This window comes from Krasilnikovia cinnamomea, assembly GCF_004217545.1.
In the GTDB taxonomy this organism is placed as follows: domain Bacteria; phylum Actinomycetota; class Actinomycetes; order Mycobacteriales; family Micromonosporaceae; genus Actinoplanes; species Actinoplanes cinnamomeus.
Genome location: NZ_SHKY01000001.1, coordinates 2,558,705 through 2,572,268 on the forward strand (window position 1 = coordinate 2,558,705; position 13,564 = coordinate 2,572,268).

The following is a 13,564-nucleotide window of genomic DNA, read 5'->3' on the forward strand; positions in this document are numbered from 1 at the left end:
CGGTGTGGTGTGCGGCTTGCGGATCACGCGCGGCCCCGCTCCGATACGTCGACATCGAGACGGCGGAGGCGCACCGGCGCGGCACGCTGGACGCCCTGCGCATCGCGTCCGAGGAAGCCCGTCGTCGACCCTGCCGGGTGCCGCATGTTCGGGGCCACCGTCGCTGGGTAAATGCGCATTATGACCACTGTTGACGAAGTACTGCGGTACCTCAACGAACTGGACTATCCGGCGGCCAGGGACGAGATCGTCCAGGAGGCCGAACGCGAGGGCGCGCCGATCGAGGTGCTCAAGGCGCTGCGCGGCATGCCGCCCGTCGAGTACCGCAACAAGGACGAGGTGGTCCGCTCGGCGAAGACGGACATCGCCCAGGAGACCCCGGCCGAGAAGGCCGCCAAGGCACGGGACAAGAAGCACCAGCTGGTGGCGGAATACCTGCGCAATACGACCTGACGCAGCAAGATCCGGATGCGGACTGAGTCCACGAGGGGGACGACGATGGACGAGCGGGCACTCGCCGCGGTGGTGGCGGACCAGGCCGGCCTGGCCAAGGAAGAGGCCGCGGACCTCATCCGCGGCACGCTGGAGGAGGTAGGCAAACAGCTCAGCGGCGGCGAACTCCGTGAGCTTGCGCTCAACCTTCCGGAGGACTTGGCCGGCAACCTACCCCCGCGGCACGACGGCGGAGCGCATCCAGTGCCGCTGGACGACTTCGTCCGCGAGCTGAGCCGGCGCACGGGCCTCAAGGAAGAGGAGGTCACACGCGGTGTCCGGGTGGTGCTGACCACGCTCAGCCAGACGACCGACGGCGCGCACCTGCGGCACGCACTGTCCCAGCTGCCCGCCGAGTACCGTGAGCTGACCACGACGGCGGCCTGAACAGCGTCACGTCCAGGTCAGCCCGCCGCCGCTCAGGTCCTCACCCTGCGGGCGATCCCCGCACAGCCAGCCCGCCCCCGGGCCGGCAACGAATCCGGCCGTCGCCACGCCACGAGAAAGGTCTCCGCTTGCATGTCCTCCGCGGTGGGCGGATCGACCCGCCGGAGCAGATACCGCGGAACGACGCCGTAGTGGTCCCGATACAGCCGCTCCACCAGCTGTCGTTGGTCCGGTTCGGTTCCTGTGCCATCCGCTACCTCCGGGGTTACCTACGCCCCTTCGATGTCCGCTAACCACAGTCGGATTACATCGGCACGAACCGCATCACCGCCGACCGGCACCCTTGACGCGCCAGCAGTATCGGCCCATCCGACGCCCTCATCTCGGCCAGTTGAGCGCGTCCTTGGATGAGGTGCGCGAGCACTTCCGCGACTCTTTGTCACCGATACTTCGGCCGCCCGCGTCCCGGGGGCGGGGTCCAGTTGAAGAGGGCCTCCTCGATTCGCTCGTCACGATCACCAGCCACGACCAGGGCCTGAACGACCACGAAGTGGCCCACATGCTCCGGCAGAACGGGCCAACCAGCCGTTGCAGTCTCGTCCAGCGGGCCAGCTCCGAAGGCGTGCGGTGGGCCAACTAACGGGTGTAGTCACATCAGGTACCCAAGTAGCTAAGGAACGGCGGTTGCCCTGCCCTGCGCCTGACCAGGAGAACACGAACGGCGACGCTACGGACCCACCGAACGGCGACTCCGGAGCGAACCGAGACGACAGCAGGCACTGAGGGACGACAGCAGGCACTGAGGGATCGGTGCCGCTGCTTGCGCTGATAGAGGTGGAGCCCCCGGTCGGAATCGAACCGACGACATCCCGCTTACAAGGCGGGTGCTCTGGCCAACTGAGCTACAGGGGCATGCGCCCTGAAGCATAACCGCTCCCACCGCCGCCACCCCCGTCCCGGGGCCGCGACCTGCCCGCCCACACGTCCACCTGGTGGCGCTGGACCTTGGCAGGCGGATGAATATGACCTACCGTGACGGGCACGAGCCTGCCTCACCTTAGGGCGAAGTGGGCTCTCGTTCCTCCACTCGGATCGTCCGGCACGTTCCTGCCGGTGGAAAGGAAGCACTTCATCATGGCTACGGTCACCTATGACAAGGCCTCCCGGATCTATCCCGGTCAGGAGCGCCCCGCGGTCAACGAGCTCAACCTCGAGATCGGCGACGGCGAGTTCCTGGTCCTCGTCGGCCCCTCGGGTTGTGGCAAGTCCACCAGCCTGCGCATGCTCGCCGGCCTTGAGGATGTCGACCGCGGGCGGATCCTCATCGAGGGCAAGGACGTCACCAACCTCCCCCCGAAGTCCCGCGACATCGCGATGGTCTTCCAGAACTACGCTCTGTACCCGCACATGTCGGTGTACGAGAACATGGCGTTCGCCCTGAAGCTCCGCAAGACCCCCAAGTCGGAGATCGACCGCCGGGTCAAGGAGGCCGCGGCGCTGCTGCAGCTGGACGAGTACCTCAGCCGCAAGCCGAAGGCGCTCTCCGGCGGCCAGCGTCAGCGCGTCGCCATGGGCCGGGCCATCGTGCGGGAGCCGCAGGTCTTCCTCATGGACGAGCCGCTGTCGAACCTCGACGCCAAGCTGCGCGTGCAGACCCGTTCGCAGATCGCCACGCTGCAGGCCAAGCTCGGCATCACGACCGTGTACGTGACCCACGACCAGGTCGAGGCCATGACGATGGGCCACCGGGTGGCGGTCATGCTCGACGGTGTGCTGCAGCAGTGCGACACCCCGCGCGCCCTGTACGACACCCCGGGCAACGTCTTCGTGGCGGGCTTCATCGGCTCCCCGGCGATGAACATCAAGACCGTGCCGCTGACCGAGTCGGGCGCGGCCTTCGGCCCGATGCTGCTGCCGCTGTCCCGCGAGCAGGTCGCGGCCGCGCGCAGCAGCGGCGACGCCAAGGTCACCATCGGCTTCCGGCCGGAGGCCACGGAGCTGGTGTCGCCGACCGCGGGCGGCATGCCGATCGTCGTGGACCTCGTCGAGGACCTCGGCTCGGACGCCAACGTGTACGGCCACGCGGCCCTGGACGGCGGCTCGGAGCGCTTCGTCGTCCGCACGGACCGGCGGAGCATGCCGACGATGGGCGAGACCGTGTTCATCCGGCCGCAGCCGGAGAACGTGCACGTCTTCAACGCCACCACGGGCGTACGCATCTCCTGATCCGCGGTGAAGGCCGGCCCCGCACGGGGCCGGCCTTCGTCGTCTTCAGCCCGCGAAGCGCCGCAGCACGAAGTCCTCGTCGGCCACGCAGGCCAGCACCGCGGTGTTCCAGGCGCAGGTCGCCGGCCGTACGCCGCTGAGCGGGCCCAGCTCGACGGCGTCGTCGCCGAGGTGTTCCCCGGCCACCGACGGGTCGTCCGTGTAGGTCGACAGGGGCTTGGCGAAGCGCAGCAGGTTGCCGCCGTCAAGGCGGGCGGCCACGCCGTCGCGGGTCCAGCGGACCGTCCCGTCCGCGCCGAGCAGGCTGACCTTCGCGGGCGTGGTGTTCTGCGCGGCCAGCAGCGAGTCGCCCACGGGCACGAGGTTGTTCGTGTCGGGCAGCGGCCACGCCCACCGGCGCCCGCCCTCGGCCACGTCCACGGCCACCACCTGGGCGGTCTTGGCGTCGGAACTGGTCGTCTGCACGGCGCAGACCCGGTCGGTGCCGCACGGGGTGAGGTGCTCGAACCGGGTGTTGTCGTCCGGCGCCGTGTAGAGCACCCGCGGTTCGCCCAGCTTTGCCAGGTCGTACGCGACGATCCGGCGGGCGTTGTCCGACTCGGCCACCACCAGCGTGCCGTCGTGGGCGACCACGGGGTCGTCGGGGTCGGCCACGCTCTGCCGGGGCGGCACCAGCACCGCGCCGGTCCTGGCGTCGATGACCCGGGCCGAGCGGTCCGCGCCGATCTGCACGATGCGCCGGTCGTCGTCGAGCGGCTCGGCGAACGGTGCGCCCTTGGCGGAGGTGGGGGCCGCCAGATCTTCGGGCGTGGTGGCGGCCAGCACGGTCGTGGTCCGCGACCCGGACAAGGAACCGGGATCCTTCAGTTCCCAGCGGACCCGGCCCTGGCCGCGCACGTCCAGGCCGAGGAGCCGGTCCTCCTCGCGGTCCACCAGCACCACGGTGTCCTCGGCGTAGAGCAGGGTGTCGTCGTCGCCGATGACGCGGTCCCACAGCGGCTTGCCCGAGCCCGGGTCGAGCAGCACCATCCGGCGGCGGTCGTCGTCTTCGGCGGACACGGCGACCACCGCGTCCGGCAACGCCACCAGCTGCTGCCAGTCGTCGGCGTCGCCCGCCGCGGGGTTGCCCCACAGCCGCTCGCCGGTGCCGGTGTCGGCGGCCACGACGCCGAGGGTCCCGTCATCCGAGACGCTCGCGAAGTAGGCCCGGTCGCCGCGCACGGTGGCGGCGGCGAAGCGGGACGTGATGGGAACGGCCGGGGCCACCCGCGAGGGGTCGGCGAGCGGCTGGAAAGCCAGCGCCGGGTACTTCGGCCAGAACACCACGGCCAGGGTGGCGGCCACGCCGAGCACGACCGCCGAGGCGGCGGCCACGACCCAGAACATCCTCTTCCGGTACGCCGGAACCCGGCCGTCGCGCCCCGTCGGCTCGCCGTCCGCGGTCGGGTCCGGCCAGGTCGGCGAGGTCGCCGGGAGGGCCTGGTGTACGGGGTCGGCGACGATCCCCGCCCCGGCGGAGGCCCACGTAGCCGGGCGGTGGGGTCGCGGGCGATGGCCAGCAGCACGGGTCGACCGGCTCGGCGTAACTCGGCTCGGCACCCTGCTGGGTGCCGGGTTCGACACCCCGGGTGAAGTCGGGACCGGTCATGCTGCTCCTCCGCCGCCGTGCAACCGGCCCGTCATGCTACGGGTCGCCGCCCGGCGGCGGGGGCTCAGCCGTACGTGCGGCGGCGGGCCACCTCGGCGAGCGTGACCGCGGCGGCGACGCTGGCGTTCAGCGACTCCACCGTGGAGGCCATCGGGATGCCCACGCGCAGGTCGCAGGTCTGGCCGACGAGCCGGGACAGGCCACGCCCCTCGGAGCCGACCACGACCAGCAGCGGGCCGACCGCGGCCTCCAGCTGGTAGAGGTCGGTGTCGCCGTCCGCATCCAGCCCGATCGCGGTGAAGCCCGCCTGCTGGCACGCCTTGATGGCCCGGGTCAGGTTGACGACCTGGGACACCGGCACCCGGGCGGCCGCGCCCGCGCTGGTGCGCCACGCGGTGGCGGTGATGCCCGCGGCGCGCCGCTCCGGCAGGAACACGCCGTGCCCGCCGAACGCGGCCACGGAGCGGATGACCGCGCCCAGGTTGCGCGGGTCGGTGACGCCGTCCAGCGCGACGAGCAGCGGGGCGGTCTGCTCCATGGCGGCCGCGACCAGGTCGTCGAACTGCTCGTACGCGAACGGGGGCACCTGCAGCCCGACGCCCTGGTGCAGCACCCCGCCGGTCATCCGGTCCAGTTCGAGGCGGCTGATCTCCAGGATCGGGATGCCCCGGTCGCCCGAGGTACGGACGATCTCGGTGATCCGCTCGTCGATGTCGATGCCCTGCGCCACGTACAGCGCGGTGGCGGGGATGTCGGCGCGCAGCGCCTCGACCACGGGGTTGCGCCCGAGCAGCAGCTCGGGGCCTTCCTTGGTGGGGTTGGAGCGGCGCCCGGGGGCGATCCGGGGACCGCGGTGGTGCGGCACCTTGCCGCCGCGCGCCGTCGGCTTGCCGGTGCCCTTCCAGCCCTTGCCCCAGGTGGTGTCCTTGGTGCCGGGGACGCCGACCTTCGGGGCGCGCCCCTCGGCGGCCGCGGCGCGGCGTTCCTTGTCCTGCTTGCGGGCGGTCTTCTCCGGCAGCTTCTCGGTGCCGGAGTACCCCTTGTGCCACGGCCGCTCGTCGGCGGGCAGGGTCTTGCCGCGGCCCTTGAGCCCGCTGCGGTTCTTGCCGCCCGAGCCCGTCGGCGCGCCCTTCTTCGAGGTCACGCGACGGCTTCGGTTGCTCGAGTTGCCCGGCATCAGTGGTGCTCCCCTACGGTCCAGCGCGGCCCCGCAGGAGTGTCCTCCACCTGGATACCGGCGTGCTTGAGCTGTTCGCGGACCGCGTCGGCGGCCGCCCAGTCCTTACGTGTGCGGGCCTGCGCCCGCTGCTCCAGGGCCAACGCCACGAGCGCGTCCACCACGGGCTTGAGGTCGCCGTCGCGCTCGGCGCCGCCCCACGCCGCGTCCAGCGGGTCGAGGCCGAGCACCCCGAGCATCGCGCGGACGGCGGCCAGCGTGGTCGAGACGCCCGCCTGGTCGCCCCCCGCCAGGGCCGTGTTGCCCTCGCGGATCGTGTCGTGCACGACGGCCAGCGCGGCCGAGGTGTTGAGGTCGTCGTTCATGGCGGCGGCGAACGCGTCCGGCACCGGGCCCGGCTCCCCGGCCCCGGCGATCTCGACGGCGCGGGTCACGAAGCCCTCGATCCGCCGGTACGCCGTCGCGGCCTCGCGCAGCGCCTCGTCGGAGTAGTCGATCCGCGAACGGTAGTGCGGGCTGCCCAGGTAGTAGCGCAGCTCGACGGGCCGGATGCCCATGGTCAGCACCGCGTCGAGGTCGATGACGTTGCCCAGCGACTTGCTCATCTTGGCCTCGCCGAGGTTGAGCAGCGCGTGGTGCACCCAGTACCGGGCGAAGCCGAGCCCGGCCGCACGCGACTGGGCGATCTCGTTCTCGTGGTGCGGGAAGGTCAGGTCGAGCCCGCCGCCGTGGATGTCGAACTCAGGCCCCAGGTAGCGCCGGGCCATCGCGGAGCACTCGATGTGCCAGCCGGGACGGCCGGGGCCCCACGGGGACCACCAGGCGGCGTCGGCGGGCTCCTGCGGCTTGACGCCCTTCCACAGGGCGAAGTCGCGGAAGTCGCGCTTGTCCGGCTCGCCACCGTCGGCGGGGGCCCGCATGTCCTCGGGGCGCTGCCCGCTCAGCGCCCCGTACTCCGGATAGGACGGCACGTCGAAGTACACGTCGCCGTTGCCCCCGGCGGCCGGGTACGCGTGCCCGCCCGAGATCAGCTCCTGGATCAGCTCGTGCATCTCGGTGATGTGGCCGGTGGCCCGCGGCTCGTACGTCGGCTCCAGCACGTTCAGCGACCGGTAGTTGGCGGCCAGCACCAGCTCGTTGGCGAACGCGATGGACCAGAACGGCCGGCCCTGCTCGACGGCCTTGTCCAGGATCTTGTCGTCGACGTCCGTGATGTTGCGGATGAACGTGACGTCGAACCCGGAGTGCTGGAACCAGCGGCGCAGGATGTCGTAGTTGACGCCGCTGCGGAGGTGGCCGATGTGCGGGATCGACTGCACCGTGAGACCGCACAGGTAGATCCCCACCTGACCGGGCCTCATCGGGACGAAGTCCCGGACCGATCGGGTCGCGGTGTCGTACAAGCGCAGCGTCACCGTACAAGGGTACCGAGGGCGGCGAACGGTTTGCCGCCCGTCCCAGGGGTCAGGGACGGGTCATCCGGAGCACGTCCAGAGCCTCGTCCAGCTGCTGCTCGGTGACCCGCCCGGCCTCGACGTGACCGCGTTCGACGACTACCTCGCGGATCGACCGTCCGGTCGCCAGGGCCTGCTTGGCGATCGCGGCGGCCTCGTCGTAACCGAGGTAGCGGTTGAGCGGGGTGACGATCGACGGTGATCCCTCGGCGTAACCGCGGGCGATCTCGACGTTGGCCTCCAGGCCGGCCACGCACCGGTCGGCCAGCATGCGGGCCGCCGCGGCCAGCAGCCGGATGGATTCGAGCAGGTTGCGCCCCATCACCGGGAGCATCACGTTGAGTTCGAAGTCGCCCTGGGTGCCCGCGAACGCGACCGCCGCGTCGTTGCCGATGACCTGCGCGCAGACCTGCCGGACGGACTCGGGCACCACCGGGTTCACCTTGCCGGGCATGATCGACGAGCCGGGTTGCAGGTCGGGCAGGCGCAGCTCGCGCAGCCCGGCGCGGGGCCCGGACCCCATCCACCGGATGTCGTTGACGATCTTGTACAGGCTGACCGCGACGACCCGGAGCTGGCCGGACGCCTCCACGAGGGCGTCCCGGGCGCCCTGGGCCTCGAAGTGGTTGCGGGCCTCGGACAGCGGCAGGCCGGTCGCCTCGCGCAGCCGGTCGATGACCGCCGGGGCGAAGCCGGGCGGAGTGTTCACCCCGGTGCCGACCGCGGTGCCGCCCAGCGGCAGCTCACCGAGCCGGGGCAGCGTGTCGGTGAGGCGGTCGATGCCGTTCTGCACCTGCGCCGCGTACCCGGAGAACTCCTGACCCAGGGTGACCGGCGTGGCGTCCATGAGGTGCGTGCGGCCGCTCTTGACCACCTCGGCCCAGTCGGCGGCCTTCGCGTTGAGCGCGGCCGCAAGGTGGTCGAGCGCCGGGATGAGGTTGCTGGTGATGGCCTCGGTGGCGGCCAGATGGATCGAGGACGGGAAGACGTCGTTGCTGGACTGCGACGCGTTGACGTGGTCGTTCGGGTGCACCGGGCGGCCCAGCTCGCGGGCCGCGAGGGTGGCGATCACCTCGTTGGCGTTCATGTTCGAGGAGGTCCCCGAGCCGGTCTGGAACACGTCGATCGGGAACTGGTCGTCGTGGCCGCCGTCCGCCACCTGCGCGGCGGCGATCTCGACGGCCTTGGCAAGATCTTCTTCGAGTACGCCCAGAGCCGCGTTGGCCTGCGCCGCCGCCCCCTTGATCCGGGCCAGGGCGTGGATGTGCGCGGGTTCCAGCCCGCGTCCGGAGATCGGGAAGTTCTCCACCGCCCGCTGGGTCTGCGCCCGCCACAGGGCGTCGGCGGGGACCCGGACCTCGCCCATGGTGTCGCGCTCGATGCGGTAGCCGTTGTCGACAGTCACCTGTTCATCCTCTGTCAAAGCTCCCTAGAACGACACCGGTTCGCGGATGATCGGGCACGTCATGCAGTGGCCTCCGCCACGTCCCCGGCCGAGCTCCGCGCCGACGATCTCGATGACCTCCACGCCCGCCTTGCGCAGCAGCGTGTTCGTCTGGGTGTTGCGGTCGTAGGTGAACACCACCCCGGGTTCGAGGGCGACCGCGTTGTTGCCGCTGTCCCACTGCTGGCGCTCGGAGGCGTACACGTCTCCGCCGGTGGCGATGACCCGCAGCCCCGGCAGGCCCAGGGCCTGCGCGACGACGTCGACGAAGGGCCGGGAGCCGTGGTCGACGATGTCGACGCCGGGCGCCCGGTCGGCCGGCCGCAGCGAGAACGTGTGGACGCCGTCCATGATGGTCGGATACAGGGTGACCACGTCGCGGTCGGCGAAGGTGAACACGGTGTCGAGGTGCATCGCCGCCCGCAGCTTCGGCATGCCCGCGACGACGACGTGGTCGGCGGCGCCCTTCTCGAACAGGGCCGCGGCGACCTGCGTGATCGCCTGGCGGGAGGTGCGTTCGCTCATGCCCATCAGCACGACCCCGTTGCCGACCGGCATGATGTCGCCGCCCTCGAACGTCGCCTGACCCCACTGCCGCTCGGGGTCACCCCACCACACCGTGGCGCCCACGAAGTCCGGATGGAATTCGTAGAGCGCCTTCATCAGCAGGGTCTCGTCCTTGCGGGCCGGCCAGAACAGCGGGTTGAGGGTGACCCCGCCGTACAGCCAGCAGGTGGTGTCCCGGGTGTAGAGGGTGTTGGGCAGCGGCGGCATCAGGTACTCGCGAGCGCCGGTGCCCTCCCGGGCCAGGGCGACGTACTCGGGCCGGAAGTCGTCGGGCAGGTCCGTGGTGGCCAGGCCGCCGATCAGGTATTCGGCCAGTTGCCCGGGGTCGAGCGACTCCAGGAAGGCCCGGGTGTCGTCGACCAGCCCGAGGCCCACCTCGTTCGCGACGATCTTGCGGTCGAGGAGCCAGGAGCGCGCGTCCGGGATGGCCATCGTCTGCGCCAGCAGGTCGTGCAGCTCCACCACGTCGACGCCACGGGCACGCAGTTTGTTGACGAAGTCGGCGTGGTCACGCTGGGCGTTCTCCACCCACATGACGTCGTCGAAGAGCAGGTCGTCGGAGTTGGTGGGGGTGAGCCGGCGGTGCGCCAGCCCCGGCGCGCAGACCAGCACCTTGCGCAACCGGCCGACCTCGGAATAGACGCCGTAACTCTGCGCGATGGGCCTGTCCTGGGTGGTCACGCGGTCCTCCAAGTGTTGGTGGGCGACACGATGGCGACCCACCCCTCCATCTCGCCCTATAAGGGCATTTTAGGAGGTTAGACCGGATTGTGAGCTGACTTCGTCGTCTGCGGCTTGTTCGGGTACGCAGGCAGAGCGAATCGGCGGTGAAATGGAGTGGCGGCCCGCACAGAGCCTGGCCGCCGCGGTGGACGGGGCGGGGCGGCGCACGTATCGTCCGGAGGGTTTTGCTCCTCTGTGGCACGATCCTAGCCCCCCCAGCCGAACAGGATCCATTGTGATGCGACGCGCCCTCCTGGCCGTGACCCTTGGCGGTGCTCTGCTGACCACGGCGGCCTGCGACGACGCGGAGACCGCGACCCCCACGGCGGCGGGCACCTCCGTCCCGCCCTCGGCCGCCGCGCCCGCCACAACCGCCGCGAACTACGCCGCCAACACGAAGAAGGTGTGCGGCCAGGTGGAAACGATCTTCACTGCCGACCTGAAGAACTTCGGTACGGAACTAGGCAGGATGATCGCGTTCCGGGAGGCGAAGCAGGCCGAGCCCGCGGCGAAGGCGGAGAAGGCCGCCCGCGCCGAACTGAAGAAGGTCGCCGAGAAGATCCGCAAGCAGACCGCGACGGCCCAGGATCCGGAACTGCGCAAAGCGGGCGCGGAATCCGCCGCCAAATTCAGCAAGAGCGCCCAGGACACCGCACTTCTCAGCAAGATCAAAACAACGAAGGACCTGGACAAGTCACTGGAAGGCCTGATGGCCACATGGCTCACTCCGGTCGCCGGAGTGTGCGGCTGACGGTCGAAATCGGGGCCGAAAAGATCACCGGAACGTGCGTTTGCGCTAGACCCGCATGGACCGTATCGTCCCCGACGATCTTCCCCCCTCGATGAACGGAATTGTGATGCGACGCGTCATCCTGGCCGTGACCCTCGGCGGCGTGCTGCTGAGCGGTGCCGCCTGCAGCAACGACACGAAGACCACGGCCGACGCCGCCGCGCCCGCGGCTACCCCGGCCACCGCGACCACCACGGCGGCGCCCGACTACACCGCGGACTCGAAGAAGGTCTGTGACGGGCTCGAGAAGGAGCTACAGAAGGGCGCCGAGGCGTTCGGCGTGGAACTCGGCAAGATGATCGGCTACAAGGAGACCAAGCAGACCCAGAACGCCGCGAAGGCGAAGAAGGCAGCCGCCACGGAGCTGAAGAACTGGGCCGCCGACGTCAAGAAGGCGACCTCGGCCGCGAAGGACCCGAAGCTGCAGGCCGCCGGTGCGGAGGCCGCCGACAACCTGGTCAAGGCCGCCGAGGGCGACGCGTTCTTCGCGAAGTTCAAGACCGAGAAGGACGTCGACAAGCACTTCGAGACCGAGCTGAACGCCTGGTTCGCCCCGCTCAGCACGATCTGCGAGTAGTTCAAGAGCAATAGAAGGCGGGTACCGGCGCACACGCGGGTGCCCGCCTTCCATTGCGACGCTTGAGCGTCAAGCCTCGCCATCGCGGACGATCTGGCGAATGCGCTCGCGGGAGTATCCGGTCGCCGCCACGATGTCCACCTGGCGCATCCCCGCCCGGTCAGCCGCCCGAATCTCCTCGGCTAGCGCGGCACGCCCCTGATCCACCCGCTCCCGGGCCTCCGCGACGATCCGGGCGGCCCGCTTCTCGGCGCGGGACACTTCGGCTTGCGCTGAACGAAGCTTCCGTACCGCCGCCTCCAGATCCGCCATCTAGCCATCGTTCCCGGCGCGATCGTCGGGCACTACCCCCCTTCGGGCGCCTGCTCGTACTTCGCCAGCGTCGACTTGCTCGTGCTCGCGTCCTGGAAGGTCAGCGTCCATGGGCCCGTGTTGATGTCCATGTCCTTGCCGAAACCGACCCACTTCCCGGCGAGGCGGCGACCGGTCGGCTCGGCGAGCAGCTGGATGGCACCGTGATATCGGGCGCCTCGGTAGTAGCCATCGACCTTGGTCTCCTCGGCCCACGTCCCCGTGATCACGCTGCCGTCAACCATCAGGTCCATCGTGAGCAGCGACGTTTCAGGAGCCTGGACGCTGCGTACGGTCAGCGTGTCCCCGTGCTGCAGGATCACCACATAGTGAGCGCTGTCGAGGTCCTGGCCGCGGCTGCTGGAGTAATAGCGGTAGCGACTCAACCACACTCCGGAGTGGCCCCCGCCCGCCCGTGCGGGCCCGGTCGGAGCGGGGATCGGAATGGGGCGTACCTCCAGGTCGTGCCCTCCCCGGCCGTCATCGACGACCACCGCCTCCGCATCTGCCGGGAAGCCCAGCGATGAGATAGGCAGGCGCGTGACCATTTCGAGTGCCCGGGCGCTGGCTGGCCGGGGGTTGGTGATCTCGCCGCTCTCGTAGCGCTGGACGGTCCGCTTGGTGGTGCTAGCGGCTCCCGCCCTGCGCATCCGCTCGGCCATTTCGTCCTGACTGAGACGCATCGCGAGGCGAGCCGCACGGAGCGCGGTGTTCGGCCGAGGCTGGGTCTCCATGGCTAGGACCGTACTCCGTACGTCGCCGGAATGTCGTCCTAGATGTCGCTGTAACGCCGCCTCTGGTGTCGTCGCGCTGGGTGGCATTCCGGCGACATCCTGTCTTCGCCCCCGGGCGCCCGGCTGGACGTACGCGCCCCGGGCGCTCGGCGGAAGCCGAGACCCGAGAGGCGGCGGCGTGGAGCACATCGAGGAGCGGCCGAGCTGGAGCTGCCTGGCCTGCGGCAAGCCGTGGCCATGCGATCCGGCCCGGAAGAGCCTGGCCGGGGAACTGTCCCCGACCGGACTCCGTATCCACATGTGGATACGGCTGGAGGTGGCCGTCGGGGATCTCCCCCCGACGGCTGCCGCTGAGCTGTTCGACCGCTTCCTTCGCTGGACCGCTTGAACCGATGGCGTAACCAGACGGCGGTCAGCAGCACCCGGTCGAAGCGGGCTGCTTGTCGTCGGCCGGGGCGGGCTCGCCGCCGCAGCACACACTCGCCGGCGCCTTCGCCAACCGGTCCGCGTCGGCCTTGACGACGTACACCTCCCACGGTTCATCCCCGGGACCGCGAACCCACACCTTGTCCTGGAGCGCGTAGCAGCACTCGGTGTCGTCCTCGGCGAGGGTGACCAGGCCGGACTCGGTGAGCCGCTGGGTGGCGGCGGTGACCTCGTCGCCGCTGAACACCTCCACGCCCAGGTGATCCATGACGGTGGGCTGGTCCGCGTCGCCCTCGATGAGGACCAGCTTCAGCGGCGGCTCGGTGATGGCGAAGTTGGCGTACCCGGGGCGGCGCTTGGCCACCTCAACCCCGAACAACTTCGAGTAGAACTCGACCGACGCTTCCAGGTCGGACACCCGCAGGGCGAGCTGCACACGAGACATCGTCGTACCTCCCAGGCTTCCTTATCTAGATGATTCTCTAGACAGCTTGCACCCTGCCTAGAGAGCTGTCAACCTAGAGTGGTGTCTAGGAAGAGCCTGCCGGTGATCGACACCGCCGCCTGC

The 13,564-nt window shown here is 70.2% G+C and carries 14 protein-coding genes and 1 tRNA gene; 6 read left to right on the forward strand and 9 right to left on the reverse strand.

Annotated elements, in window-relative coordinates:
* Positions 1-180 precede the first annotated feature (180 nt).
* Together EV385_RS11475 and EV385_RS11480 are read left to right on the forward strand one after the other, a co-directional pair.
* On the forward strand, positions 181-453 hold the full coding sequence (locus tag EV385_RS11475; protein ID WP_130509466.1) for a DUF2795 domain-containing protein: 273 nt from the start codon (positions 181-183) through the stop codon (positions 451-453).
* A gap of 45 nt (positions 454-498) precedes the next feature.
* On the forward strand, positions 499-879 hold the full coding sequence (locus EV385_RS11480; RefSeq protein WP_130509467.1) for a DUF2267 domain-containing protein: 381 nt from the start codon (positions 499-501) through the stop codon (positions 877-879).
* Positions 880-1,714: 835 nt separating this feature from the next.
* On the opposite strand, the gene EV385_RS11485 is transcribed toward EV385_RS11480, so the two are convergent.
* A tRNA-Thr gene (locus EV385_RS11485) sits at positions 1,715-1,791 on the reverse strand.
* A gap of 222 nt (positions 1,792-2,013) precedes the next feature.
* On the opposite strand from EV385_RS11485, the gene EV385_RS11490 reads away from it, so the two are divergent.
* Positions 2,014-3,105, forward strand: a complete 1,092-nt coding sequence (locus tag EV385_RS11490; protein ID WP_130513236.1) for an ABC transporter ATP-binding protein — start codon at positions 2,014-2,016, stop codon at positions 3,103-3,105.
* A gap of 45 nt (positions 3,106-3,150) precedes the next feature.
* Here EV385_RS11490 and EV385_RS11495 read toward each other — a convergent pair whose 3' ends face one another.
* The 5 genes from EV385_RS11495 to EV385_RS11515 form a co-directional block, all read right to left on the reverse strand.
* Positions 3,151-4,491 carry an outer membrane protein assembly factor BamB family protein gene (locus EV385_RS11495; protein ID WP_130509468.1) on the reverse strand — a complete coding sequence of 447 codons (1,341 nt, stop codon included), beginning with the start codon at positions 4,489-4,491 and terminating at the stop codon, positions 3,151-3,153.
* Between the two features lie 326 nt (positions 4,492-4,817).
* Positions 4,818-5,930, reverse strand: coding sequence for a 23S rRNA (guanosine(2251)-2'-O)-methyltransferase RlmB (gene rlmB, locus EV385_RS11500; protein WP_130509469.1), 1,113 nt, complete (start codon positions 5,928-5,930; stop codon positions 4,818-4,820).
* The gene (gene cysS / locus EV385_RS11505) at positions 5,930-7,345 is read right to left on the reverse strand and encodes a cysteine--tRNA ligase (protein WP_130509470.1); all 1,416 of its coding nucleotides are present in this window, start codon (positions 7,343-7,345) and stop codon (positions 5,930-5,932) included. Before cysS ends, rlmB begins: the two co-directional genes overlap by 1 nt.
* Before the next feature lie 49 nt (positions 7,346-7,394).
* Complete coding sequence (locus EV385_RS11510; protein WP_278044976.1) at positions 7,395-8,789, reverse strand: class II fumarate hydratase; 1,395 nt, start codon at positions 8,787-8,789, stop codon at positions 7,395-7,397.
* A gap of 24 nt (positions 8,790-8,813) precedes the next feature.
* On the reverse strand, positions 8,814-10,076 hold the full coding sequence (locus EV385_RS11515; RefSeq protein WP_130509471.1) for an arginine deiminase: 1,263 nt from the start codon (positions 10,074-10,076) through the stop codon (positions 8,814-8,816).
* Positions 10,077-10,356: 280 nt separating this feature from the next.
* Here EV385_RS11515 and EV385_RS11520 point away from each other — a divergent pair, with 280 nt between their 5' ends.
* A complete protein-coding gene (locus EV385_RS11520; protein WP_130509472.1) occupies positions 10,357-10,869 on the forward strand; it encodes a hypothetical protein in 513 nt (170 codons plus the stop codon).
* 106 nt (positions 10,870-10,975) lie between these two features.
* Positions 10,976-11,485: a hypothetical protein gene (locus EV385_RS11525; RefSeq protein WP_130509473.1), complete on the forward strand. Its 510-nt coding sequence runs from the start codon at positions 10,976-10,978 to the stop codon at positions 11,483-11,485.
* Between the two features lie 69 nt (positions 11,486-11,554).
* On the opposite strand, the gene EV385_RS11530 is transcribed toward EV385_RS11525, so the two are convergent.
* Both EV385_RS11530 and EV385_RS11535 read right to left on the reverse strand, forming a co-directional pair.
* The gene (locus EV385_RS11530) at positions 11,555-11,797 is read right to left on the reverse strand and encodes a hypothetical protein (RefSeq protein WP_130509474.1); all 243 of its coding nucleotides are present in this window, start codon (positions 11,795-11,797) and stop codon (positions 11,555-11,557) included.
* Between the two features lie 32 nt (positions 11,798-11,829).
* Positions 11,830-12,570: a helix-turn-helix domain-containing protein gene (locus tag EV385_RS11535; RefSeq protein ID WP_130509475.1), complete on the reverse strand. Its 741-nt coding sequence runs from the start codon at positions 12,568-12,570 to the stop codon at positions 11,830-11,832.
* A 178-nt stretch (positions 12,571-12,748) separates the two neighbouring features.
* Between EV385_RS11535 and EV385_RS11540 the strand changes: the two genes are divergently transcribed.
* Entirely contained in the window at positions 12,749-12,958 is a 210-nt protein-coding gene (locus EV385_RS11540) for a hypothetical protein (protein WP_130509476.1), read from the forward strand.
* A 24-nt stretch (positions 12,959-12,982) separates the two neighbouring features.
* Here EV385_RS11540 and EV385_RS11545 read toward each other — a convergent pair whose 3' ends face one another.
* Complete coding sequence (locus EV385_RS11545) at positions 12,983-13,441, reverse strand: ArsI/CadI family heavy metal resistance metalloenzyme (RefSeq protein ID WP_130509477.1); 459 nt, start codon at positions 13,439-13,441, stop codon at positions 12,983-12,985.
* Positions 13,442-13,564 lie beyond the last annotated feature (123 nt).